Source organism: Agromyces sp. NPDC057865 (assembly GCF_042796995.1).
Lineage (GTDB): Bacteria > Actinomycetota > Actinomycetes > Actinomycetales > Microbacteriaceae > Agromyces.
In genome coordinates this window covers 109,032-133,189 of the sequence record NZ_JBHVMJ010000003.1, presented here as the reverse complement: position 1 = coordinate 133,189, position 24,158 = coordinate 109,032, and the positions used below count along the sequence as shown (strand labels likewise).

The window sequence follows — 24,158 nt, the reverse complement described above, 5'->3', positions numbered from 1 at the left end:
CACCAGCCGGACCACCCGATTGCCGGATGCCACAAGCGCGCCGCCGTCTCAGCGGACACGTGTCGTCGATCGCGACAGAGTACGGCGCCCGACCGGATGCCCCGGTCTACAGTCCGAACATGAATGATTTCCGTCCGCCCGTTGCCGACCTCGTCTATGCGCTCAAGCACGTCGTGGGCTACGACCAGGTCGAGCAGCTCCCGGGCTTCGAGCACGCCGACTTCGAAACGGTCTCCGAGATCCTCGATCAGTATGGCGACTTCTCGGCCGAGGTCATCGCCCCTACGCTCCGTGCCGGCGACATCGAGGGCGCTCAGCTGAATGCCGACGGCACGGTGACCACGGCGACCGGCTTCAAGGATGCCTACGCCGCCTACGTCGACGCGGGCTGGGGTTCGGTTCCCCTGCCCGAGGAGTTCGGTGGCGGCGGGTTCCCGCGGACCGTCGGCCTCGCCATCCAGGAGCTGACCACGACCGCGAACATCGCGTTCGCGCTCGGGCCGCTGCTCACGCAGGGCGCGATCGAGGCGCTCCTGCACTACGGCAGCGACGAGCAGAAGCAGGCCTGGCTGCCCAAGATGGTCAGCGGAGAGTGGGCCGGCACCATGAACCTCACCGAGCCCCACGCCGGCTCCGACGTGGGCGCGCTCACCACGAAGGCCGTGAAGCGCGCCGACGGGACGTACGGCATCACCGGCCAGAAGATCTTCATCTCCTTCGGCGACCACGACCTGAGCGACCAGATCGTGCACCTCGTGCTCGCCCGCACGCCCGACGCGCCCGCCGGCACGAAGGGCATCTCGTGCTTCATCGTCCCGAAGCGCCTCGTGAACGAGGACGGCTCGCTGGGCGAGCGCAACAGCGTGCACACCGTCGGCCTCGAGCACAAGATGGGCATTCACGGCTCGCCCACCTGCGTGCTGTCGTACGAGGACGCGACCGGCTACCTCATCGGCGAGGAGAACTTCGGCATGCGCATCATGTTCGTCATGATGAACAGCGCCCGCCTGTCCGTGGGCATGCAGGGCCTCGCCGTCGCCGAGCGCGCCTACCAGCAGTCACTCGACTACGCGAAGGAGCGCATCCAGGGCCGCGCGATCGGCGCCACGCAGGACTCCCCCATCATCGACTTCCCCGATGTGCGCCGCATGCTCATGACGCAGAAGTCCTACATCGCCGCGCTCCGCCGCATGATGCTGCTGAACGCGGTGTACGTCGACATCTCGACCAACCACCCGGATGCCGCGACCCGCGCCCGCGCCGACGAGATCGTCGGCCTGCTCACCCCGATCTGCAAGGCCTTCGGCACCGACCTCGGCAACGAGCTCACGTCGCTCGCGCTGCAGATCCACGGCGGCATGGGCTTCATCGAGGAAACCGGAGCCGCCCAGCACTACCGCGACGTGCGCATCACCGCGATCTACGAAGGCACGAACGGCATCCAGGCCGCCGACCTCGTCGGCCGCAAGCTCGGCATTCGCAACGGTGCCTCGTTCCTCGAGTTCATCGCCACGATGCGCGAACTCGACGGCGAACTGGCGGCCGCCGGCGACGACTTCGCGTCCATCCGCGCTCAGTTGAACACGGGTCTCGACGTGCTCGAGCAGACGACCGGGTGGATGCTGCGGACCGGCGTCTCCGACCCGAACTCCGTGCTCGCGGGCTCCAGCCCCTACCTCCGCATCTGGGGACTCGTGGTCGGCGGCTGGCTGCTCGCGAAGTCCGCCCTCGCCGCTCGCGGGCTCAACGGCGACACCGTGGCGGCGGCGCAGTTGCCGCTCGCCCGGTTCTATGCCGAGCAGCTGCTGCCCGCGGCATCCGGTCTCGCCGGCGCCGCAACCGCCGGATCGCGCGACCTGTTCGCGCTCGACGCCGATACGCTCGCCGACGTGGTGCGGCGCCCGGCACGCGTCTGACGCATCTCAGAGCTACACGGCCGGGATCGCGCCGATCGGCGCGACCCCCGCCGTGCTTCGTGATGTGCAGTCAGGCACCGAGCTGCGGCGCAGCGTGACTCAACCCAGCTCGTCGCAGATGTCCGTCGTACGACCGGAGGCACTCGTGAGCGTGAACACTTGCTGGGCGTCCACGTCGTAGCTCACTTGGCCGACATAGAGCGTGGTCGAGGGACCGGCCGGGACGTCGGTGGGGAACAGGATCAGCACATTGTGTCCCGTGCTTCTGACCGACGAGGATCCATCGGGATGGATGATCGTGCTGGTAACCGAACCGTTGCCCTTCAGGGAGACGGTCGCACCAGTGTCAACGTTCGTGAACGTGAGATCACTGCCACGCCCGGCTGTGAGCGTTCGGACGGTATTCCCGTCCGAATCGAAGAATTCCCTCGTGATCGGTTTCCCGCCGGTTACGTTGACGCCCAGTTCGAATTCGCATGCCGTGTCAGCCGGAAAGACGATGTCGAAATCGACGGCGTATACCGGTCCCGGTGCCGCGATGGATAAGACTCCCGCGGCGACCGCCGCGGCTGCCCACTGGCGTCGATGATGTGCTGCCATGATCAACCTCCCCCATTTCAGGGGCGCGCCTACAGCTCCCGAGGAGATCGAATGGTGGAAGCTGCAGTGACTCCCCGATTGCGAGCAGGATGGCAGCCCGAACAACACGCCGCAATAGGCCGAAACGCGAATACTGCAGATCGCCAGCGCCTATCGCATCCGAATTCGGACCGCACGAGATCCCGAGATTCGGGCGAGACGCCGCGAAGCACCCACAGTCGGAGCTGAGATAGGTGGAATCCGATACGCCGGCATTTCACGCCCCCTTCGATCCGTCCGGCTGCTTCTCTCGTGCTCGCAGATCGACGATTCAGCGCATGAAGGGATCGAAGATGGCGGCGACCATCGCGGCAGCACGCTCCGCGTCCTCGTCCGCGATCGCCTCGACGAGCTCGTGGTGGAGGCGGTGCGCCGCGTCCTCGTCGTCGCTCTCCTCGTCGCGCATATGGACGGTGAAGACGTCGAGCATGCTCGAGTACAGCTTGACGTAGAGCGGGTTGTGCGTGGCTGCCACGATCGCGCGGTGCAAGGCGAGGTCCGCGGCCGCCCGCGCGTCTGGATCGCCGGTCGACCAGGCCCCCTCCCGACGGTCGCGCAGCTCGCTCAGCAGCTCGACATCGGCCGCCGAGCGACGCAGCGCGGCGAGCGAGGCCGCGGTGCTGTCGAGGGCGAGTCGGAGTTCCAGGTAGTCTCGACGACTGCCGTCGGCGAGTTGGCGTTCGAGGGTTCCGGTGAGCTCGGAATCTGAGATGACGAAGGTGCCGCGTCCCTGCTCGCGGCGCAGCAGACCGGCGTGCACCAGCGACTGCAGCGCCTCGCGGACCGTGTTCCGACCGATTCCGTACTCCGCCACCAGTGCGGGCTCGGTCGGTATCCGCTCACCGACCGGCCACCGGCCGGTGACCACCTCCTCGCGGAAACGCGCGGCGGCCTGGTCGATGAGTCCCACTCGACGCATCGGCTGGGGTGTGTCAGACTCAAGATTCATCCCATGATCCCATCATCCGTCGATTCCACACTGGAGTGTACCGTGACGACACTTTCCCCAGCGCGTGTTCCGGTGCGCCGCGGACGCCTCACCCTGTGGGCCGGGCTCGCCATCGCGCTGACCGCGGTCAACCTGCGAACCGCCGTGACGGGATTCACGCCACTCCTCCAGATCATCGGGTCCGACCTCGGCTTCGGAGTCGCGTTGGCCGGGCTGCTCGGCACCGTGCCTGCCGCCTCGTTCGCCCTCTTCGGGTTCCTGGCGCCCGTCGTGACACGCAGGTTCGGACTCGAGCGGACGGCCGCGGTCGCGCTGGGCCTGACCGCGCTGTCACTCCTGATCCGCGCCTTCTCCCCGACGCCGGCCGTGCTGGTGCTCTCGACGGCGTTGGCGCTGGCCGGGATCGGAGCCGCGAACGTCGTGATCGTGCCGCTCGTGAAGGCCTGGTTCCCGCATCGACTCGCTCTCTGGACCTCGCTCTACCTCATCCTGATGCAGACGGGTCAGTTCATCGCCCCGCTCATCGCGGTCCCGGTCGCGGAGTCGGCGAGTTGGCGACTCTCGGTGGGGATCTGGGCGGTACCGGCCGCGGTGGCTGCGGTGGTCTGGCTCGTCCTGACACTCATTGCGCGCGCCGAACACGTTCCCGCGGCCCCGACGACGGGAGAAGCGAGACCCAGGATCAGCCGATCATCGACCGTCTGGGGCCTGGTGATCCTGTTCGCGATGATGTCGCTGTCGAACTACGGGATCATCACCTGGGTCCCCGCCGTGCTCACCGACGCGGGAGGCAGTGCAGTCCTGGGCGGCACGATGGTCGCCCTCTACTCCGTCTGGGGCGTCGTCGCTGCCCTCGTGGTCCCGCACGTGGCCACGCGCATGACGAACCCGTTCGTCGTCGTCGTCGTGTGTTCGATCGTCCTGGTGGCCGGATACCTCGGCCTGCTCCTCTCCCCCCTCGAGGGCACCGTGCTGTGGATCTGCGCGCTCGGAATCGGCGTGAGCACCTTCCCGCTCTGCATGACCCTCATCAACCGTCGAACGAGGACCCCGCAGTCGGCCTCGGCGGTCTCGGGCTTCGTCCAGGGCATCGGCTACGGGCTGGCGTGCTTCGGCCCGATCGGCCTCGGCCTGCTGCACGAGGCCACCGGATCATGGTCGGCGCCGCTCCTCGTCCTCGCCGCGACCGCCGTCCCGGGCGTGATCGCGGGCTGGTTCGCATGCCGCCCTCGTTTCGTGGAGGACTCGGTGCGAGCGTCGGAAGATTCTGGGGAGCACCTGCGTTGACGGCTGTATGGGCTGGAATGACGACGTCGTGGAGACGTTCCGCAGGAGCAATGGCACGGAGAACTACTGGGGTCCGAAGCTGATCGTCCTGCACTCGATCGGAGCGAAGACGGGCGACGTGCATCTGAATCCCGTCGTCGGCTTCCGCGACGAGCTCGGGTGGCGGGTAGTGGCGTCGAAGGGTGGCGCGCCGGAGCATCCCGCGTGGTACTACAACCTTCGGGCGAACCCGTCGTTCGAGATCGAGGCGCTCGTGGACGGCGAGGTCGTGACGGTCCCGGTGACGGCGACCGAGATCGTAGGCGACGCGTGGCAGGAGGCGTACGGCGCGATCGCCTCCGAGGAGCCGCAGTTCGGGGGTTACCTCCAGAAGACCGATCGCCGAATCCCGGTCTTCCAGCTCACTCCTCGTCAGGAGTGACGCCGTCGGCACCGCATGGCTCCGAAGCTGATCGGATCGCCGCGACGACACGAACGCGATTCGTGGCCCTGACGGGTGCTGCGGATCGCTAGAGTTGCACGCGATCCAGCGAAAGCGCTGTCCAGATCGCACGACGTGTCGAAGACGACCCCCGAGGAAGCCAGCCGATGACCAACACCCCCACGCCGCCTCCTGCCGGATGGTACCCAGCGCCAGACGGATCGTCGGGAACGTGGTGGTGGGACGGCGCAGGATGGACGCAGCCGGATCAGCAGCCCAGCCCGCAATTCGCGGCGACCACGGCATCGCGGGGCATCGCCGGGCTCGCGACGGCAACGCAGGTGCTCCTGATCGTCTGCGCCGTCATGTCCGTCGCCACGATCGGAATCGAGACGTTCGGGATCGGCGCGGTCACGGGCTACCTCAACGGTGACGACTCGGCCATCGACATGATCAACGCGTACGACCAGACCGCGTTCGTGGTCAGCATTCTGTCTGTTGTGTCCTTCGTCAGTGCCGGCGTGCTCTGGGCCACCTGGCAGTACCGGGTTGCCAAGCAGGTCACGGGACAGACGCGGCGTTCAGCGGGCTGGCACGCCGGATCCTGGTTCGTGCCGATCATCAGCCTCTGGTTCCCGTACCAGAACGTCTCGGACCTCTGGCGGGCGGCCCGGCGCACTCCGCCCTCGTGGCAGATCGCCTGGTGGCTGCTCATGGTCGTCAGCAACGTCGTCACCCAGATATCGGGCCGCATCTACACGGCCGCCGAGGACCTCGAACAGTTCCGTCTCGCGATGTGGGTAAGCCTCGCAGGCGAGCTCCTCCTGCTCGCGGCCGCGCCACTGGCATGGCTGGTCGTCCGCGGCATCACGCAGGGCATCCTGCAGCGCCCTGCCGTCCCCGAGCATTCGCTGGTGGCCTAAGGCCCTCGACGGCCGGATCGGCCTCGACTGCGCCGCAGCGCGCAGGCGGACGAGCGCTACAGTTCCCACATGAGGCTTGCGGGGGTTCTCGTCCTGGGTGCGCTGCTGCTCGTCGGCTGCACGGCCGATCCCACACCGTCGCCGACGCCGACGCCGAGTTCGACCCCGGTGCCAGACGCGGCCGGATGCCCCGCGGGAACGAGCGCGCGCGAGGACCTCTGCCTCGCCGACTCGACGACCGCTGACGAGCTCAGTGGCATCCTGCACTCGCAGTTCACCGACGCCCAGCTGAACGCCGTCATCGCGGGCGTCTGGCACGACGGCGAGCCGGTGCTCGTCGGCGCGCTCGGCGAGTCGATGACCGACGTGCCGGCGACGGCGGACATGCACCACCTCCTCGGCAACCTCTCGACGCCGATGTTCACGACCGTCGTGCTGCAGCAGGTCGAGGCGGGGGCATTGTCGCTCGACGATCCCCTCTCCACCTGGTTCCCGGACCTGCCGGCGGCCGACCAGGTCACGATCGACATGCTGCTGCACCACACGAGCGGCTACCCGCACTACACGGAGATCCAGTCGTTCCTCGATCGGCTGTGGGCCAACCCGTTCCAGAAGTGGGAAATCCAGGACCTCGTGGACATCGGCGTCGCCGGCGGACCGGTGTTCACCCCCGGCACCGACTGGCTGTTCTCGGACACGAACACGCTCATCCTCCAGCAGGTGATCGAGGAGGTGACCGGGCGTCCCGCCGGCGAACTGCTGCAGGAGGACGTCTTCGACGCGCTCGGCATGGACGACTCGACCGCTGCCTTCGACGCGAACTGGCCGTCACCCGTGCTCCACGGGTACAGCGACGAGCGCGGCGTCTGGGAGGACGTCACCAACTGGAGCCCGACGTGGACGTACACGGCCGGCGGGGTCGGCGCCGACCAGGATGACGTGCGCGTGTTCCTCGACGCCCTCGGCGACGGCTCGCTGCTGAGCCCAGAACTCCATGACCGGCAGTTCGCACCGACCACCGCGGGCCTCGGACCGTGGACGGATCAGCAGTACTGGGCGATGGGCTTCCTGCAGCTCGATGGCTGGGTGTTCCTCAACCCGGGCCTGTCGGGCTACTACGGCGCCGGCGGCACCATCCCCGAGGAGGGCTGGACGATGGTCGTCTACACGACCGCGAGCCAGGCCGGTGACCAGTCCGCACCGACGGCGACCGACATCTTCCGTCAGTTCACCGCCGTCGTCACGCCGGAGCACTCGCTCGAGCAGTAGGAAACGTCTCGGATGGGATCGAGGCGTCCGGATGACAGACGGGACACCGGGCTCGACATCGAGCCTCCCGAGCGAGAAACTCGGACAAGAGCGTTCAAGGGGGAGCGTCCATGTCCGATCAACGTCTCGGGCTCGGTGCCCAGCTGCTGCGACGCAAGCCGATCATCTTCCAGCATCATTTCCATCCCGGCACGGAGCTCCCGCGAAAGCTCGGCACGTTCCAGCTGATGATGTTCGGCGTCGGTGCCACCGTCGGAACCGGCATCTTCTTCGTGCTGAGCGAAGCGATCCCGGTGGCCGGGCCGGCGGTGATCATCTCGTTCCTGCTCGCGGGCCTCGCGGCCGGCTTGTCGGCCCTGTGCTACGCCGAGCTCTCCTCCTCGATCCCGGTGAGCGGATCGACCTATTCGTTCTCGTACCACGCACTCGGCGAAGGTGTCGCGGTCCTCGTCGGCGGGTGCGTGCTGCTCGAATACGGTCTGGCCGTCTCGGCAGTCGCAGTGGGCTGGAGCGGCTACTTCAACGAACTGCTGCGCCTCTTGTTCGGGTTCCAGCTGCCGACGGAGCTCTCGATCTCGTTCATCCCCGGCGACGACGGCGTGGCCACCGGCGGCATCGTCAACCTGCCGGCCATCGTGCTGGTGGCCCTCTGCATGCTGCTCCTCATCCGCGGTGCTTCGGAGTCCGCGACGATCAACGCGATCATGGTGTGCATCAAGCTCGGCGTGCTGGCCCTGTTCATCGTGATCGGACTCTCCGCCTTCAACGCCGACCACTTCGACAACTTCTTCGGCCAAGCCGCCGGGATCAGTGGAGCGGCCGGAGTGATCTTCTTCTCCTTCATCGGACTCGATGCGGTCGCGACCGCCGGAGAGGAAGTGCGCAATCCGCAGAAGGCGATCCCCCGCGCCATCATCGGCGCCCTGTTGATCGTCACCACGGTGTACGTCCTGGTGTGCATCGCGGGGCTCGCCGCGATGCCGGTGGAGTGGTTCGCGACCCCGGAGGCCGGCGAAGCCGGACTCGCGAAGGTCATGGAGCTGGTCACGGGCACGCCGATCTGGGCGACGATCCTCTCGGCCGGCGCAGTGATCTCGGTGTTCTCGGTCACGCTGGTGACCCTGTACGGCCAGACGCGCATCCTGTTCTCGATCTCTCGCGACGGCATGGTCTCCAGGAAGTTCCTCGCCGTCAGCCCCAAGCACGGCACGCCGGTCTACAACACGGTCGTCGTGTCGATCCTGGTGGCGCTCGTGGCGGGATTCGTGCCGTCCGACTACCTCTGGGACAGCGTCTCGTTCGGCACCCTGGTCGCGTTCAGCGTCGTCGCGATCTCGCTCATCGTGCTGCGGCGCCGGCATCCTGAACTCGAGCGCCCCTTCAAGGTGCCGCTCTACCCCGTGGTGCCCATCCTCACGGTGGCCGTGTGCATCTACGTGCTCGTGAGTCTCCGCCCGATCACCTGGATCATCTGCCTCACGTGGCTCGCCGTCGTGTTCGTCTTCTACCTCGCGTACGGCAGGCGCCACGCCGTGCTGAACGACTACACCTCCGAAGAGGAGATCTCGGAGCCGATCCATCCCGAGCTGGAGGAGCGGTGACGTACGTCGTCGGGTACGGCCCGCACAACAACGATCGCAGCGCGATCGAGCTCGCGTGCCAGCTCGCCCGCTCAGTGCCGGGCGACGTGCGCGCGATCTCCGTGGTTCCGCAGGGATGGGGAACACCGGCGGCGGGCGGAACCGACCGCGAGTTCGAGGCGTGGGCCGCAGGCGAAGGCGAGCTCAGCGCCGCCGAGGCGCGCGACGATCTGGCCCAACACCCGACCATCGAAGGCTCCGCCGCCTGGGTGAGCGACCGGTCGGTACCCCACGCCCTGCTCGAGGAGGTGGGCCGGTGCGATGCCTGGATGCTCGTCGTCGGTTCCAGCGGCGACGCCGAGCCCGGCCGCATCCGACTCAGCTCCAAGACCGACCGCCTGGTGCACTCGTCACCCGTCCCGGTGGCGATCGCGCCTCGCGGCTATCGCAGCGATCACCCCGTGACCCGGGTGACCGTGGGATTCCGCGACGATGACGCGAGCTGGTCCCTGCTGGCCCGCGTCGCCGAGATCTCACATCGGGCCTCGGCGCGCCTGCGCGTGGCCACGTTCGTCGTGGCACCACCGCGCCGACCGGTCACGGCCCGTTCGAGTCACACCGAGACCCAGGTGATCGACCTCTGGAAGGCCCAGGCCGCGAATGCCCAGCGCGAGGCGAAGACCTACCTCGACTCGCAGGGGTTCGACGAGACCTCGCTCGAGTTCGCGATCGCCGAGGGCCCCGACTGGGCGCGGGCGATCAGGACGCTCGATTGGGAGGACGGCGACATCCTGGCCGTCGGCTCGTCGGCGACGCATCCGGTGGCTCGTGTGTTCCTCGGATCGAGCGCGACCAAGATCATCCGGTACGCGCCTGTCCCTGTGGTCGCGGTCCCCGGCGCCGCGACAGAAGGCCGAGCATGACCACCGCGGTGCTGGCCGAGCAGCTTCGTCGGGCGCTCCCATCGGACGGCTTCGAAGGTCGGGAGCCACGTGACGTCACCGGGGCGCTCACCGCGTTGGCGGCACTCGCCGACGACCGGCGTCCCGGCGAGGCTCGCGTGGCCGTGTACACGCCGACACTCACCGAGAACGGGTGGAGGTCGCGCCGCACGATCGTGCAGATCTGCACCGACGACTCACCCTTCCTCGTGGACTCGGTCACCGCGGCCATCGCCGAGGCCGGCCTCACCGTCCACCTGCTGCTGCATCCGATCCTCTCGGCCGGCCGCGACGCCGACGGGCGCCTCCTGGGGATCGGCACCGAGGACGGCCTGCGCGAGTCGTGGATGCACATCGAGACGGACCGCATCCCGACGGACGAGCGGCGTGCGGCCCTGCAGGCGCGCATCGCATCCGTTCTCGCCGACGTCCGTGCAGCGGTGGACGACTGGAGCGCCACTCGGCGCACCTGCCTCGGCATCGTCGCCGACCTGCGCACCTCCCCTCCGGCCGCGGTGGCCGCGGAAGCGGTCGCCAGCACCGTCGAGTTCCTCACCTGGCTCGCCGACGACCACTTCACCTTCCTCGGCTATCGCGAGTACGCGCTCGACCTGGTCGACGGCGAGGACGTGCTGCGTCCCATTCCTGACAGCGGTCTCGGCATCCTCCGCCATGCGCCCACCCGGGTCGCGCATCTCCGCCCGGAAGCCCGGGCGACAGCGAGAGCCCCCCGGCTCCTCACCATCACGAAGGCGAACTCCCGCTCGACGGTGCATCGGGCCGTGTACCTCGACTACGTGGGAGTCCGCACGTTCGACGAGGTGGGAAACGTCACCGGCGAGCGTCGCCTCATCGGGCTGTTCACCTCGACGGCCTACGCGTCGTCCGTCCTGATGCTCCCCGTCATCTCGGCCAAGGTGAGCGCCGTGCTGGAGGCTTCCGGACACGCGCGCGGTTCGCATTCCGCGAAGAACCTGCTGCAGATCCTCGAGGACTATCCGCGTGACGAGCTGTTCCAGGACTCGCCGGAACACCTGCTCGACGTCACGACGCAGGTCAGCAAGCTCCAGGAGCGACGGGGTTCACAGGTGTTCGTCCGCAGTGACGAGTTCGGCCGCTTCGTATCGGCACTCGTGTTCATGCCGCGCGATCGGTACAACACGCCCGTCCGACTGCGCGTGGAGTCAATGCTCACCGAGGCCTATGGCGCCGAGTTCATCGAGCACACCGCGAAGGTCGGGGATTCGCCGCTGGCCCAACTGCACTGCACGCTGCGGATGCCGCGGGGCGTCGACATCCCTCCGGTCGACGTCGAGGAGCTCAACGCCGGCCTCGAAGCCGCGATCCGCACGTGGGACTCCGAGTTCGTCGACGCCCTGCACCGCGTGCACGACGAAGAGGTGGCTGCCGGGCTGTTCACCCGATACGGCGCCGCCTTCCCGGAGTCGTACAAGGACTCCACGACGCCTGACGAGGCAGTCGCGGATGTCGGGCGCATCGAGCGGCTGGACGACTCCGGCGGAATAGCGGTGCACCTGTACGCCGCGGGCGACGATCCCCGCCTGCGGTTCCTCAGGGTCGTGAGCACCGCCTCGCGGCCGCTCACCGAGGTGCTGCCCATGCTCACCGCGCTCGGCGTCCAGGTGCTCGACGACCGCCCCCAGGATGTGACCCTCATGGACGGCTCGACGAGGCACATCTCCGACTTCGCCCTGAGCCTGCATGACGCCGAGATGTGGGACGACGACGCCCGTGCAGCGGCGTTCGAGCAGGCGTTCCTCGCGATCTGGTCGGGCGCCGCCGAGGATGACAGCCTCAACTCGCTCGTCCTGCGGGCGGGCGTGGACTGGCGTGACGTCGTCATCCTGCGTGCGATCGGCGCCTACCTGCGACAGATCGGCTCCGCCTTCTCGATGGAGTACATCGACCAGGCGCTCACCGCGAACCCGACGCTCGCGGCGGGCCTCGTCCGCGTGTTCGGGGCCAGGTTCGACCCCGACAAGGCCGACGGCGGCACCGGCTACGAGCAGGTCCGCGACGAGCTGCTGCGTGCGCTGGACGATGTCCCCAGCCTCGACCACGACCGCATCCTCCGCGCCTTCGTCGGCACGATCGACGCGACGGTGCGCACGAACTTCTACCAGCGCGACGTCGAAGGCCTCCCCAAGTCGTGGGTGTCGATGAAGCTCGAGAGCAAGCGCGTCCCGAACCTGCCCAAGCCGCAGCCCATGGCCGAGATCTGGGTCTACTCGCCCGAGGTCGAGGGGGTGCATCTGCGCTTCGGGAGGGTCGCCCGCGGGGGCCTGCGGTGGAGCGACCGACGCGAGGACTTCCGCACCGAAGTGCTCGGGCTCGTCAAGGCGCAGATGGTGAAGAACGCCGTGATCGTGCCGACGGGCTCGAAGGGCGGGTTCGTCGGCAAGCGGCTGCCCGACCCCGCGGTCGACCGGAGCGCCTGGTTCGAAGCCGGCACGTCCGCGTACCGCCTGTTCATCCGCGGGCTCCTCGACATCACCGACAACCGCACTGCCGCGGGGATCGTGCCGCCGCAGCGAGTCGTGCGCCACGACGGCGACGACCCGTACCTCGTGGTCGCCGCCGACAAGGGGACCGCAACGTTCTCCGACATCGCGAACGGCGTATCGCAGGAGTACGGCTTCTGGCTCGACGACGCGTTCGCCTCGGGCGGGTCGGAGGGCTACGACCACAAGGCGATGGGGATCACCGCGCGCGGAGCGTGGGAGTCGGTGAAGCGGCACTTCCGCGAACTCGGCCTCGACACGCAGGCCGAGGACTTCACGGTCGTCGGCATCGGCGACATGTCGGGCGACGTGTTCGGAAACGGGATGCTGCTCTCGGAGCACATCCGACTCGTCGCCGCCTTCGACCACCGTCATGTGTTCGTCGACCCGGAGCCGGACTCCGCCGCCTCCTTCGGAGAGCGCACGCGCCTGTTCCACCTGCCGGGGTCGTCGTGGGCCGACTACGACGCGGCGCTCATCTCCACGGGCGGTGGAGTGTTCCCGCTCAGTGCGAAGTCGATCGCAGTGTCGCCGCAGATGCGCGCGGCGCTCGGACTCGACGACCGCGTGGTGGCGCTCACGCCGAACGAGCTGAAGCGGGCCGTGCTCCTGGCCCCGGTCGATCTGCTGTGGAACGGCGGCATCGGCACGTACGTCAAGGCGTCGACCGAGACCAATGCCGAAATCGGCGACCGGGCGAACGACGCAATCAGGGTCGACGGCGTCCAGCTGCGCGCCCGGGTCGTCGGCGAGGGCGGCAACCTCGGGGTGAGTCAGCGCGGACGCATCGAAGCGGCGCGCGCCGGCACGCAGATCAACACCGATGCCATCGACAACTCCGCCGGCGTGGGCATTTCGGACCGCGAGGTGAACATCAAGATCCTCCTCGGCGAGGTCATCCGCGCGGGCGACCTGACGATCGACGACCGCAACGCCCTGCTGGCGTCGATGACCGACGAGGTGGCCGCGCAGGTGCTGCGCGACAACTACGAGCAGAACGTGCTGCTCGGAAACTCCCGTGCGAACGCGGCCGTCATGCTGCCCGTGCACGAACGGCTGATGGAGGCCCTCGAGGCGCGCGGGGAGTTGGATCGCGAGATCGAGTTCCTGCCCGACCGCACCGACGTCGCGGAGCGCATCCAGCGGGGCGACGGGCTGAGCCGCCCGGAGTTCGCGGTCATGGTCGCGTATGCGAAGCTCGCGCTCAAGTCCGACCTCGCCGCGACCGACCTCGCCGACGATCCGTGGTTCGGCGGGACGCTCGCCGAGTACTTCCCGACCGAGCTGCGGGAACGCTTCTCGGAGTACCTCGACCGGCATCCGCTGCGCCGGGAGATCATCGTCAACGCGGTCGCGAACTCGATGGTCAACCGCGGCGGGATCACGTTCGCCGACCGCGCCGCCGCCGAGACAGGAGCCACCACCGAGCAGATCGCCCGGGCGTACGTCGCTGCGCGCGAGATCTTCGACCTGCGCGGATTCGTGATCGCGGTCGAGGCCACCGACACCCTCGTCGACACGAGCACGCAGAGCGTGCTGTACCTCGACTTCCGGCGATTACTCGATCGGGCCGCCCGGTGGTTCGTGCAGCGCCGGTCCGACCGGGTGGACATCGGGGCTGAGATCACGAGGTTCGCGGGTCCGGTCGCGATCCTCTCGGACCGGCTCGCCGAGTTCTTCCGCGGAGAGGAGGCAGACCAGTTCGCGAACCGCAAGGCCGCGCTGCACGCCGCGGGAGTTCCCGAGGATCTGGCGCACCGCGGCGCTCGCCTGCTCGAGGCCCTGCGCCTGCTCGATGTCGTCGAGCTCGCGCAGGCTCGCGGGTGGGACCTGGACGAGGTCGCCCGCACATACTTCCAGCTCTCGGGCGAGATCCGGTTCGACGACCTGCTGACCAGCGTCTCGGGGCTCCCGCAGGAGGGCCGTTGGCAGTCGATGGCGCGCGCTTCGCTGCGCGACGACCTGTACGCCGTGCTCGTCGAGCTCACCGCCTCGGTGCAGTCGCACGCGGGTGACGTGGAGCTCGAGCAGCGGTTCGCACGGTGGCTCGAGGAGGGTGGCATCCCCGCGAAGCGCGCGGTCGCTTCCCTCGCCGCGGCGAGCGCCGTGACGGACCCCGACATCGCCGTACTGTCGGTCGCCCTCCGACAGTTGCGGTCGCTGGTCCGTTAGCGGTGCAGTTGTCCGTGACACCCGACCGACCATCATGAGCTCGAAAAGGATTCCTGCATGAGTGTCGATCCCGAACCGTTCACGATCGCCATCGAGGACGACGTCTTGAGCGATCTGCGCGCCCGACTGCGCAGCACCCGCTGGCCGGATGGCGCGCCGGGGGCACCGTGGAGCCAAGGCACCGACCTGGCCTACTTGCGGCGGCTCACCGACGACTGGGCGGACGGATTCGATTGGCGCCGGCAGGAGCATCGCCTCAATGCGTACCCGCAATTCACCGCCGACATCGCGGGCACCCGTGTGCATTTCGTCCACCGACGAAGCGGAAGACCTCCGCTGCTGCTGACGCATGGGTGGCCGAGCTGCTTCGTGGAGATGCTTCCGCTCGTGGACCGATTGTCCGATGAGTTCGATCTGGTCGTTCCGTCGTTGCCGGGTTACGGCTTCTCCTCCCGTCCGGCGGAGGTCGGAATCGATGCCGTGCACACCGCGGGTCTCTGGCTGGAGCTGATGAGCCGTCTGGGCTACGAACGGTTCGGCGCGATCGGGGGCGATTTCGGCGCGGCCGTCACGACGCATCTGGCCCTGTCGGCCCCTGAACGCGTGACCGGAATCCTGCTCACAACACCTGAAATGAGACCGGCGCTCGCGCCGGACGCTCCGGCGCTCACTGACGCCGAGCGGGCGTACCTTCAGCACGTCGAGCACTGGGATGCCACCGAGCGCGGATACAGCAGCATCCAATCCACCCGCCCGCAGACGCTCGGGTACGGCCTCTCGGACTCACCCACGGGCTTGGCGGCCTGGTTGATCGAGAAGTGGCGCAGCTGGAGCGACAGCGACGGCGACGTCGACCGGCATTTCGGGACCGACTTCCTGCTCACCGTTCTCACGCTCTACTGGTCCACGAACTCGATCACCTCGTCGATGCGGGACTACTACGATTCGCGGTGGCACAGCACGCCGCTGACGAGCACTGACTACGTGACCGTGCCGACGGCAGTATCCGTGTTCGCCCACGAGTTCGTACCCGAAGGCGAGCCGCCCCGCGAGTGGTACGCGCGGCTCTACAACATCCAGCAGTGGACGGTGGCACGGCACGGCGGGCACTTCGCCGCAGTAGAGGAACCCGACATCCTCGCGCAGGACATTCGAAACCACTTCAACAGAGACGCCTCGCCCGCGACGGGCAGTTGACGCCGGCGAAGGTGCCTGAACCGCCACCGGATCGACTCGAACGAACGACGGTTGGCTAACGGTCTGAGGTCCGCGAGATTCTGCTGTTGTAGCGAGGGCGGGACTCGAACCCGCGACACCACGATTATGAGCCGTGTGCTCTAACCACCTGAGCTACCCCGCCGGGAGGTTTCGCCGGCGATGCCGGGAGAACCAGAGCCCCGAGTCAGGATTGAACTGACGACCCCTTCCTTACCATGGAAGTGCTCTACCACTGAGCTATCGGGGCGTGTGCCGAACTCGGCAACCGTACGAGGATATCACCTCGCGGGGCCTGCTCCGAATCGACGGCGGAGCTGATCCGGGCGACGTCGGAGGCTCCTGTTCACAGCGACGATCCGGCCCGCGGGAGGACGTTTCCGAACCGTGACCGCGGCTGCACGGGATGTGCGATCGCAGCTGGTTATGCTCGGCACGTGCGCAAGATTCCGGGCATCGCCGTCGCCGCTCTCGCCGTGCTCGCCTTCACCGGGTGTGTTGCGGCGGATGCCCCGACGCCCACGCCGACGGCCGGCAATGCGGCGAAGCCGACGAAGACCCCGTCTCCGTCCGGGACAGCCATCCCGACCCCGACGCCGACGCCGACGGAGCCGGCATCGCCCCCACCCGGCGGGGGCGCCGACCCCGCGGATCCGTCCACCTGGCTGATCGACGCCGGGGGGATCGGACCGCTGCGTCTCGGCATGCCCCTCGACGCGGCAGTCGCGGCGATGCCCGGCTACGTCGTCGGCACCTGCCCGAACCCGGCTGTGCGCTTCCTGCGGAGCGACTCCCCCGACCTGTCCGACGTGTCGTTCGCCCTCGCCTCGGGCGATGACGGCAACCTCGCGCTCATCAGCCTCCACGACACCCCGAAGCCCGCGACCGCCGACGGGATCCGGAACGGCTCGACCATCGCTCAGGCGAAGGCCACCTATCCCGGTCTGCTTCCGTCTCAGGCGTACGTCGACTACTACACCCTCGACGGCTCGCCAGGCTCGATCACCTTCCAGACCGCTGCAGTGAACGCGGGTGACGGGGTCCCCATCGTGACGATCTCCGTCGTGGCCGGCGGGCTGCCTCCGCGAGAGCTGTGCGGCTGACCACGAGGTCGGCCACGCGGCATCCGCTCGGCTACTTCACGGCGCCCGCCGTGAGGCCACCGACGATGTACTTCTGCAGGAACAGGAACAGCGCCACGACGGGCAGCGCGGCCAGCACCGCGCCCGCCGAGAACGCGCTCCAGTCGGCGTAGCGCGGGTTCGACACGAGCTTCGTGAGGCCCACCGCGAGGGTCTGCTTCTCGGTGTCGATGAGCAGCACGGATGCCACGACGAACTCGTTCACCGAGAAGATGAACGACAGCAGCGCCACGACCGCCAGGATCGGCGCGGCGAGCCGCAGGATGATCGTGAAGAAGATCCGCGCGTGGCCGGCGCCGTCGATCTTGGCCGCCTCGTCGATCGACGCGGGGACCGTGTTGAAGAAGCCGTACATGAGGAACGTGTTCACGCCGAGCGCGCCGCCGAGGTACACCATGATCAGGCCGATGTGCGTGTTGAGGCCGATCGCCGGGAACCAGTCCGCGATCGCGCTCATCAGCAGGAAGATCGCGACGACGGCGAGCAACTGCGGGAACATCTGCACGACCACGATCGAGATGAGCCCGAACCGCCGTCCGGTGAAGCGCATGCGCGAGAACGAGTAGGCGGCGAGCGCGCCGAGGAATACCGTGCCGACGGCCGTGATGCCGGCGATGATCAGCGTGTTCGCGAACCACGTCGGGAACGGCACCTGCGGGTCGGTGAGGATCCGCACGTAGCTGTCGAGGCCGAACTGCGAGAACAGGGCGTTCGATCCGGTGAGCGTACCGTGCGGGTTCAGCGACGAGGAGATGACGAACACGATCGGGAAGAGCGCGAACAGCAGCATGACGACGCCGACGACGTGGCGCCATCCGGTCGCCGTGAACCACCGGCCGAAGTCGAACGGGCGCTTTGGGGCGACATAGCCGCCGCCCGACTTCTGCGCATCCTTGATGGCGCGCTCGCGCGCGTCGGCGTCGATCCCCGCGGCCAGGATCTCGCCTTCGACGGCGAGGTTCTCGGCCCATGCGCCGCGCTGGGTCTCCTTGGCCATCAGTTCAGCTCCTCGAGGCTCTTGGTGCGACGGAAGGCGATGATCGAGATCACCGCGACGATGATGAAGATGATGATCGAGTAGGCGCTCGCGAGGCCGTAGTCACGCGACTGGCCGGTGAAGGCCACCTTGTAGACCATCGTGATGAGGATGTCGGTGAACCCGACCGGGATCGGCGCGTTCGAGTCGCGCGGGCCCCCGTCGGTCAACATGTAGATGGTGTTGAAGTTGTTGAAGTTGAACGCGAACGACGCGATGAGCAGCGGCGCCACGGTCACGAGCAGCAGCGGCAGCTTGATCAGCCGGAACACCGCCCACGGCCGCGCGCCGTCGACCGTCGCCGCCTCCTGCAGCTCGTCGGGGATCGACTGCAGCGCCCCCATGCAGACGAGGAACATGTAGGGGAAGCCCAGCCACAGGTTCACGATGAGCACCGAGAGCTTGGCCATCCAGGGGTCGGTGAGCCACGGCACGGATGCCCCGCCGAGCAGTACCTGGTTGATGAACCCGAAGCTCTCGTTCATCATGCCCGCCCAGATCAGGGCCGACAGGAACGACGGGATCGCGTACGGCAGGATCATGAGCACTCGGTAGTACTTGCGTCCGCGCATCCGCATGTCGTTGAAGACGATCGCGAGGAAGAGGCCGAGGAAGAACGTCGACGCGACCGAGATCAGGGCGAACGCGAACGTCCAGAGCGTGACGTAGACCAGCGGCTGCGCGAGGCGGGGATCCGAGACCGCACGCACGAAGTTGTCGAAGCCGACCGTGATCTGCCAGCCGGGCAGCAGCTCGTCGCCGTCGGCGGAGGTGAAGGCGCCCGTGCCGATGTCGGAGTAGACCGTGCCCGTCGTGACATCCGTCATCGTGCCGGCGGCCTCGTCGTACTCGAGCGTCGAGACGTACTGATAGGCGCTGGACCCGTCGGGCGTGCGCAGCGCGCCGTCGTTCGGGTCGTCGGAGAACGGCACCGCGAGCTCGGTGATCTCGTCGGTGCGGGCGAGCACGTCAGCGAACTGCAGCGACGTCCAGCCGTCGACCGCGACGGCCTTGTCGCCGTCGAACTCGGCGTCGACAGGCTCGAGCGGCTGGTCGTTCGTGCCGACGTAGGCGTCGCCGTCGGGGTCGGTCACGAGCAGGCCGAGCGTGCCGAGCTGATCGACGACGGTCACGGGGTAGGTGGGCGAGTCCTCGACGCGCTGCAGCGACGAGGCCATGAGCGACGAGACCGCCTGCTCCTTCGAGCCGTTGTGGCCCGTGCCGTAGTTGGTGAAGGCGATGTAGCCCGTGTAGACGAGTACGAAGACCTGGAACAGCACCAGGAAGATGATGCCCGGCGTGAGGTACTTCGCCGGGAGCTTGCGTCGGGAGAAGTAGATCCAGTTGACGATCGCCGCGACGATCACGACGACCCCTGCGATCAGCCACTGGCCGAAGCCGGCCAGCACGAGCACGGCGTACACCGCGATCGCATCGAGGATGCCGAGGAGCACGAGCTTGAGCAGCAGCATCTTGATGCCGCCGGATGCCGCGTCGGCGATGTTCGCCGCCTGACGCTGGCGCTTGGTGGGCTTCGGCGGCGTCTCCGTGGTGACGTCGTCGTCGATCGTCGTGCTCATTTGGTGCTCCTCATCACTGCAACCGGTGGTCGAGTAGCGCCCGAGCGGAGCGAGGACGCGTATCGAGACCACGTGACGGGTCTCGATACGCGTCGCTCCGCGGCGCTACTCGACCAACGAGAGCGTTACTTGGCGTCGATCGCGGCCTGCACGTCGCTGGTCAGCTTCTGCCAGGTCGCGGTCGGGTCGGCACCGTTGATGATGTCGGCCTCGGCGATGCCCCAGTACTGCCACACCGAGCCCATGGCCGGGATCGCCGGCATCGGGACGGCCTCGGCGCCGACGGCGGCGAAGCCCTCGATGATCGGGTCGCTCGACGCGGTCTCGGCTGCCGCCGAGAGCGCCGGGAGGATGTTGCCCGCCTTGAAGAGCTCGAGCTGCACGTCCTCGGTGCCGAGGTAGTTCACGAGGAAGTCGTTCGCGGCGACCTTGTTCTTCGACTCCGAGGAGATGAAGAAGCCCTTCACGCCGGCGAACGGCGCGGCGGCCTCACCGGTCGGGCTGGGCACGGTGTCGATCGCGACGTTGATGCCGCCGTCGATCGCGGCGCCGACGTTCCACGGACCGGTGAGCCAGAAGGCCGCGGTGCCGTCGAGGAAGGCCTGCTTCGCGATGTCACCGTCGATGTCGGTGTTGAAGTTGCCGGTGCCGTTCTTGCCCTGCGACGAGAGCCAGGCGGCGAACTGCTGGCCGCCCTCGTTGCCGAGCTGGAGGTCGGTCGAGTCGTAGCCCTGGTCGTTCGTGCCGAAGACGGGAGCGCCGAACGCGGTCTGGAACGGGTAGAGGTGGTAGGGGTTGCCCTCCGCGCCCTGCTCGACCACGAACGGGTGGGCGAGGCCGGCAGCCTGGCCCTTGGCGATCATGTCGTCGAAGCTCGTGGCGGCCTCGGGGATGAGGTCGGCGTTGCGGAGCACCGCGATGTTCTCGACCGCGTAGGGGAGCATGTAGGTCGTGCCCTCGTAGGTCGACGCGTCGATCGCGACCGGGAGGTAGTCGGCGGCGGAGTCGCCGAGCTCGATCGGAGCCACGACGCCGTTGGTCGAGAGCTCGCCCAGCCAGTCGTGCGCACCCATGGTGATGTCGGGGCCCTTGCCGGTCGGAACCTGCTGGATGAAGTCGTCCTTGATGTCGGCGTTGTCCTTGCCGACGAGCTCGACCTCGACGCCGGTCTTCTCGGTGTACGCCTCGGCCGCGCCCTTCAGCGCGTCCACGCGCTCGGCGTCGACCCAGACCGTCAGCGTGCCGCTCGACGACGCCTCGGCGTCGGATCCGGCGTCGCCGCCGGCGCAGCCCGCGAGGCCCAGCGTCACGACGACCGCGACGGCGCCTGCAGCGAGGAGGCCCTTCTTGTTCACCCTCATTGGTGTGCCCTTCTCAGTGTGCGTGAGGAATCGGCGCCTTCGCCTGGTGTGGGAGTGGATCCCCGCTCCCGCCCGTTTCCGAGCGGGAATCGCGCACCGTGCCGAAAGGCCGTTCTTCCGTGTGGAGTACTCGCAGATGTGCAAGCGATTACAGGTATACCTTGCGTGACGTTCATTACCAAACCGGAGCACCAGCATTGATACCGGTTCGTGATGATCGCGTGACGCGTCGATGCTGCAAGCGTTTCCATGCTGTATCGAGATGTCGTACAGTTCTCGTCATGACTTCCGAGTGGTGGCGCACCGCCGCGATCTACCAGATCTACCCCCGGTCCTTCGCCGACGCGAACGGCGACGGCATGGGCGACCTCGCCGGCATCACGAGCCGACTGGGCGACCTGCAGGACCTCGGCATCGACGCCATCTGGCTCTCCCCCTTCTACACGTCGCCGCAGCGCGACGCCGGATACGACGTCGCCGACTACTGCGACGTCGACCCGCGCTTCGGCACGCTCGCCGACTTCGACGCGATGCTCGCCGAGGCGCACGCCCGCAGCATCCGCGTGATCATCGACCTCGTGCCGAACCACTCGTCGGACGAGCACGCGTGGTTCCGGGCCGCCCTCGCCGCGCCCGCCGGCAGCGCCGAGCGCGCCCGGTACCTGTTCCGCGACGGCCGCGGCCCCGCCGGCGACGAGCCGCCGAACAACTGGGAGTCCGTCTTCGGCGGCCCCGCGTGGACGCGCGTCGTCGAGCCCGACGGCACGCCCGGCCAGTGGTACCTGCACCTGTTCGACAGCTCGCAGCCCGACTTCGACTGGACGAACGAGGACGTGCGCGAGGAGTTCCGGCGCATCCTGCGGTTCTGGCTCGACCGCGGCGTCGACGGCTTCCGTGTCGACGTGGCGCACGGCATGGTGAAGGCCGACGGCCTCCCCGACTACACCCCGCCCGCCGAGGGCGGCAGCATGGGCGGCGCCGGCGGCGTCCCCGGCTCGGTTCCGCCCGACGAGGCCGGCGTGCCCCTCGAGCCCGAGATCAGCGACGAGGGCGACGGCGCCCCGTACTGGGGCCAGGACGGCGTGCACGAGATCTACCGCGACTGGCGCGCGCTGCTCGACGAGTACCCCGGCGAGCGCATCCTCGCCGCCGAGGCGTGGGTCGACCCGCTCCCCCGCGTCGCCAAGTGGGTGCGCTCCGACGAGATGCACCAGGCGTTCAACTTCGCCTACCTCGAGACGCCGTGGGATGCCGCGGCGCTCCGGCGCGTGATCGACGCGTCGCTCGACGCGTTCGGCGCCGTCGGCGCGCCCTCGACGTGGGTGCTCTCGAACCACGACGTCGTGCGCCACGCCACGCGCCTCTCGGTCACCGAGGCCAACCCGCAGGGTCACGGCCTCGGCCCGCGCTCGAAGGGACTCCCCGAGTACGAGTCCGGCCTGCACCGCGCCCGCGCCGCGACCGCGCTCATGCTCGCGCTGCCCGGCTCGTCGTACCTCTACCAGGGCGAGGAGCTCGGCCTGCCCGAGGTCATCCACCTCCCCGACGACGCCCGCCAGGACCCGACCTGGTTCCGCACGGCGGGCGAGCGCTACGGCCGCGACGGATGCCGCGTGCCCATCCCCTGGGAGGGCACCGAGCCGTCCTTCGGCTTCGGGCCGACGGATGCCTCGTGGCTGCCGCAGCCCGCGCAATGGGCGTCGCTCGCGCGCGACGCCCAGCGCGGCATCCCCGGATCGACGCTGTCGCTCTACGGCGACGCGCTGCGCCTGCGGCGCGAGCACGCCCTGGGCGCCGGCACGCTCTCGTGGTTGCCCGGGTTCCCCGACGCGGTGGTCGCGCTGCGGAACGGGACCGTCGTGGTGGTCGCGAACACGGGCACCGTGCCCGTGGAGCTGCCGGCCGGCGAGGTGCTGCTCGCGAGCGGACCGCTCGACGGGCGCACGCTCCCCCACGACACCACGGCCTGGCTGCGCGCGTAGCCCTCGGGCGCGGCGCGGCGCCCCGCGCCAGCACCGCTGCCGCGGCAGCACCGCCGCACCACCGGCCCCCGTGCACGCCGCCCTCACTGGCGGGCTGCAACACCCGAAAAGCATGAGAATCCGTTGGACAGGTCCCTCAGACAACCCATCCGGCGGATTCTCATGCATTTCGCGTGGGCAGCGGGCGTAAGGACGCCGGAATCGGCGCGAACGGTCCTCCGCCACGCCAACGGTGCTCGCCGCGCGCGACGAGCGCCAGGATGCCGGCGCGCGTCCGATCCCAGTCGTGCACGACCTGCCGGTAACTGAGCCGAAGCACCACGTATCCGCGCGTGACGAGTTCGAAGTCCCGCGCGCGATCCTCGTCGAATGCGGATCCGGTGTGGAACGCCCGCCCGTCGAGCTCGATGACGAGCCGCTCGCCCACGAGGAGATCGACGCGTCCGACCCCCGGGATGGCGACCTGGACGCGGAACGGGATCCGCCGCGATCGCAGGAACAGTCGTACCTTCGTCTCGATTCCCGATTGTGCATCGGGCTCCGACAAATCGAGCAGCGAGCGCTTCGAGGGCGGCATCCACGACCGGATGAGGTCGAGATGAGCGAGATGCAACGTGCCCGTCTCGAGGGCGGAGTCGACCGTCGCGATCGCACCTCCGACGTCACTGCAGGCGAACATCTCGGCCAGCGCCCTGGTCAGCGGGTCAGCTGCACGATCGAACGGGCCGGGTCGACCGTAGTGGACGCAGACCCCGTGATGTGTCCTGTCGAGCGGCAGTCGACGATCATGCGGCGCCGACAGCCTGCCGGTCGAGTAGCGGACGCGGACGTGCAGCAGCGAGTCGTCAGCGACCCACAGTCCTCGCATCTTCGCGACGGTCGCAGCCGTCGCAGTCCCGCCGACTCGGACGGCCCTGACGACCTCGCGATGTGCGTCGGGGAGTGCGAACCACCCGCTCCGCACTCGAACGATCCTCCCCGCATGGAGCGCACGTCCGACGTCGCGTCGCTCGCACCCCGCGGCATCCAACTCCGAGTACGGCAGCACGCCCTGGTTCAGCTGCAGTTGCCGGATCACCGATTCCACCTGTCGAGTGTGGCAATCGGGCGAGTCCGCGAACGCGGGTCAGGTCATTCTGTGGAAAGCCGCGCGGAACTGCATGAGAATCCGGCGGATATGCCGCTGACGGCGCTCATGATGGCGATTCTCATGCACTTCGCCA

General features: G+C 68.4%; 17 protein-coding genes and 2 tRNA genes. 11 read left to right on the top strand and 8 right to left on the bottom strand.

The genetic code is table 11. The annotated features are described in order from the left end of the window. The first annotated feature begins 119 nt into the window (after positions 1-119). Positions 120-1,916: an acyl-CoA dehydrogenase gene (locus ACFVN5_RS13550; protein WP_376955764.1), complete on the top strand. Its 1,797-nt coding sequence runs from the start codon at positions 120-122 to the stop codon at positions 1,914-1,916. Between the two features lie 99 nt (positions 1,917-2,015). Here ACFVN5_RS13550 and ACFVN5_RS13545 read toward each other — a convergent pair whose 3' ends face one another. Then, entirely contained in the window at positions 2,016-2,516 is a 501-nt protein-coding gene (locus ACFVN5_RS13545) for a hypothetical protein (protein WP_376955763.1), read from the bottom strand. Positions 2,517-2,826: 310 nt separating this feature from the next. Next, a complete protein-coding gene (locus ACFVN5_RS13540) occupies positions 2,827-3,504 on the bottom strand; it encodes a FadR/GntR family transcriptional regulator (RefSeq protein ID WP_376955762.1) in 678 nt (225 codons plus the stop codon). 72 nt (positions 3,505-3,576) lie between these two features. Between ACFVN5_RS13540 and ACFVN5_RS13535 the strand changes: the two genes are divergently transcribed. The 8 genes from ACFVN5_RS13535 to ACFVN5_RS13500 all read left to right on the top strand — a co-directional run bounded on the left by ACFVN5_RS13535 (position 3,577) and on the right by ACFVN5_RS13500 (position 15,816). After that, on the top strand, positions 3,577-4,791 hold the full coding sequence (locus ACFVN5_RS13535) for a CynX/NimT family MFS transporter (protein WP_376955761.1): 1,215 nt from the start codon (positions 3,577-3,579) through the stop codon (positions 4,789-4,791). Between the two features lie 7 nt (positions 4,792-4,798). After that, positions 4,799-5,212, top strand: coding sequence for a nitroreductase/quinone reductase family protein (locus ACFVN5_RS13530; protein WP_376955760.1), 414 nt, complete (start codon positions 4,799-4,801; stop codon positions 5,210-5,212). 167 nt (positions 5,213-5,379) lie between these two features. Next, on the top strand, positions 5,380-6,135 hold the full coding sequence (locus tag ACFVN5_RS13525; RefSeq protein ID WP_376955759.1) for a DUF4328 domain-containing protein: 756 nt from the start codon (positions 5,380-5,382) through the stop codon (positions 6,133-6,135). A gap of 69 nt (positions 6,136-6,204) precedes the next feature. Then, positions 6,205-7,404 carry a serine hydrolase domain-containing protein gene (locus ACFVN5_RS13520; RefSeq protein WP_376955758.1) on the top strand — a complete coding sequence of 400 codons (1,200 nt, stop codon included), beginning with the start codon at positions 6,205-6,207 and terminating at the stop codon, positions 7,402-7,404. Between the two features lie 110 nt (positions 7,405-7,514). Then, positions 7,515-9,005 carry an APC family permease gene (locus ACFVN5_RS13515; protein ID WP_376955757.1) on the top strand — a complete coding sequence of 497 codons (1,491 nt, stop codon included), beginning with the start codon at positions 7,515-7,517 and terminating at the stop codon, positions 9,003-9,005. Then, positions 9,002-9,907, top strand: coding sequence for a universal stress protein (locus ACFVN5_RS13510; protein ID WP_376955756.1), 906 nt, complete (start codon positions 9,002-9,004; stop codon positions 9,905-9,907). Before ACFVN5_RS13515 ends, ACFVN5_RS13510 begins: the two co-directional genes overlap by 4 nt. Beyond that, positions 9,904-14,619: an NAD-glutamate dehydrogenase gene (locus ACFVN5_RS13505; protein ID WP_376955755.1), complete on the top strand. Its 4,716-nt coding sequence runs from the start codon at positions 9,904-9,906 to the stop codon at positions 14,617-14,619. Before ACFVN5_RS13510 ends, ACFVN5_RS13505 begins: the two co-directional genes overlap by 4 nt. Before the next feature lie 57 nt (positions 14,620-14,676). Beyond that, complete coding sequence (locus ACFVN5_RS13500) at positions 14,677-15,816, top strand: epoxide hydrolase family protein (RefSeq protein WP_376955754.1); 1,140 nt, start codon at positions 14,677-14,679, stop codon at positions 15,814-15,816. An 89-nt stretch (positions 15,817-15,905) separates the two neighbouring features. Here ACFVN5_RS13500 and ACFVN5_RS13495 read toward each other — a convergent pair. Together ACFVN5_RS13495 and ACFVN5_RS13490 are read right to left on the bottom strand one after the other, a co-directional pair. Beyond that, positions 15,906-15,979, bottom strand: a tRNA-Met gene (locus ACFVN5_RS13495). Positions 15,980-16,012: 33 nt separating this feature from the next. Further along, a tRNA-Thr gene (locus tag ACFVN5_RS13490) sits at positions 16,013-16,084 on the bottom strand. Between the two features lie 187 nt (positions 16,085-16,271). Here ACFVN5_RS13490 and ACFVN5_RS13485 point away from each other — a divergent pair. After that, entirely contained in the window at positions 16,272-16,937 is a 666-nt protein-coding gene (locus ACFVN5_RS13485) for a hypothetical protein (protein WP_376955753.1), read from the top strand. A 31-nt stretch (positions 16,938-16,968) separates the two neighbouring features. Here the strand turns inward: ACFVN5_RS13485 and ACFVN5_RS13480 are convergent, their stop codons facing one another. The 3 genes from ACFVN5_RS13480 to ACFVN5_RS13470 form a co-directional block, all read right to left on the bottom strand. After that, complete coding sequence (locus ACFVN5_RS13480) at positions 16,969-17,973, bottom strand: sugar ABC transporter permease (RefSeq protein WP_376955752.1); 1,005 nt, start codon at positions 17,971-17,973, stop codon at positions 16,969-16,971. Further along, the gene (locus tag ACFVN5_RS13475) at positions 17,973-19,592 is read right to left on the bottom strand and encodes an ABC transporter permease subunit (RefSeq protein ID WP_376955751.1); all 1,620 of its coding nucleotides are present in this window, start codon (positions 19,590-19,592) and stop codon (positions 17,973-17,975) included. The genes ACFVN5_RS13480 and ACFVN5_RS13475 overlap by 1 nt, the downstream gene beginning before the upstream one ends. A gap of 125 nt (positions 19,593-19,717) precedes the next feature. Continuing rightward, positions 19,718-20,953 (bottom strand): extracellular solute-binding protein, encoded by a 1,236-nt coding sequence (locus tag ACFVN5_RS13470; RefSeq protein WP_376955750.1) that lies wholly within the window; start codon positions 20,951-20,953, stop codon positions 19,718-19,720. Between the two features lie 281 nt (positions 20,954-21,234). On the opposite strand from ACFVN5_RS13470, the gene ACFVN5_RS13465 reads away from it, so the two are divergent. Next, on the top strand, positions 21,235-22,935 hold the full coding sequence (locus tag ACFVN5_RS13465) for a glycoside hydrolase family 13 protein (RefSeq protein ID WP_376955749.1): 1,701 nt from the start codon (positions 21,235-21,237) through the stop codon (positions 22,933-22,935). Positions 22,936-23,095: 160 nt separating this feature from the next. On the opposite strand, the gene ACFVN5_RS13460 is transcribed toward ACFVN5_RS13465, so the two are convergent. Continuing rightward, on the bottom strand, positions 23,096-23,614 hold the full coding sequence (locus ACFVN5_RS13460) for an endonuclease domain-containing protein (protein ID WP_376955748.1): 519 nt from the start codon (positions 23,612-23,614) through the stop codon (positions 23,096-23,098). Positions 23,615-24,158 lie beyond the last annotated feature (544 nt).

Coding starts and splice junctions, on each gene's coding strand:
- ACFVN5_RS13460 (WP_376955748.1), bottom strand. CDS start 23,614: ATGTTCGCCTGCAGTGACGTCGGAGGTGCGATCGCGACGGTCGACTCC.
- ACFVN5_RS13550 (WP_376955764.1), top strand. CDS start 120: ATGAATGATTTCCGTCCGCCCGTTGCCGACCTCGTCTATGCGCTCAAG.
- ACFVN5_RS13525 (WP_376955759.1), top strand. CDS start 5,380: ATGACCAACACCCCCACGCCGCCTCCTGCCGGATGGTACCCAGCGCCA.
- ACFVN5_RS13540 (WP_376955762.1), bottom strand. CDS start 3,504: ATGAATCTTGAGTCTGACACACCCCAGCCGATGCGTCGAGTGGGACTC.
- ACFVN5_RS13515 (WP_376955757.1), top strand. CDS start 7,515: ATGTCCGATCAACGTCTCGGGCTCGGTGCCCAGCTGCTGCGACGCAAG.
- ACFVN5_RS13465 (WP_376955749.1), top strand. CDS start 21,235: ATGACTTCCGAGTGGTGGCGCACCGCCGCGATCTACCAGATCTACCCC.
- ACFVN5_RS13500 (WP_376955754.1), top strand. CDS start 14,677: ATGAGTGTCGATCCCGAACCGTTCACGATCGCCATCGAGGACGACGTC.
- ACFVN5_RS13480 (WP_376955752.1), bottom strand. CDS start 17,973: ATGGCCAAGGAGACCCAGCGCGGCGCATGGGCCGAGAACCTCGCCGTC.
- ACFVN5_RS13520 (WP_376955758.1), top strand. CDS start 6,205: ATGAGGCTTGCGGGGGTTCTCGTCCTGGGTGCGCTGCTGCTCGTCGGC.
- ACFVN5_RS13470 (WP_376955750.1), bottom strand. CDS start 20,953: ATGAGGGTGAACAAGAAGGGCCTCCTCGCTGCAGGCGCCGTCGCGGTC.
- ACFVN5_RS13545 (WP_376955763.1), bottom strand. CDS start 2,516: ATGGCAGCACATCATCGACGCCAGTGGGCAGCCGCGGCGGTCGCCGCG.
- ACFVN5_RS13530 (WP_376955760.1), top strand. CDS start 4,799: ATGGGCTGGAATGACGACGTCGTGGAGACGTTCCGCAGGAGCAATGGC.
- ACFVN5_RS13505 (WP_376955755.1), top strand. CDS start 9,904: ATGACCACCGCGGTGCTGGCCGAGCAGCTTCGTCGGGCGCTCCCATCG.
- ACFVN5_RS13475 (WP_376955751.1), bottom strand. CDS start 19,592: ATGAGCACGACGATCGACGACGACGTCACCACGGAGACGCCGCCGAAG.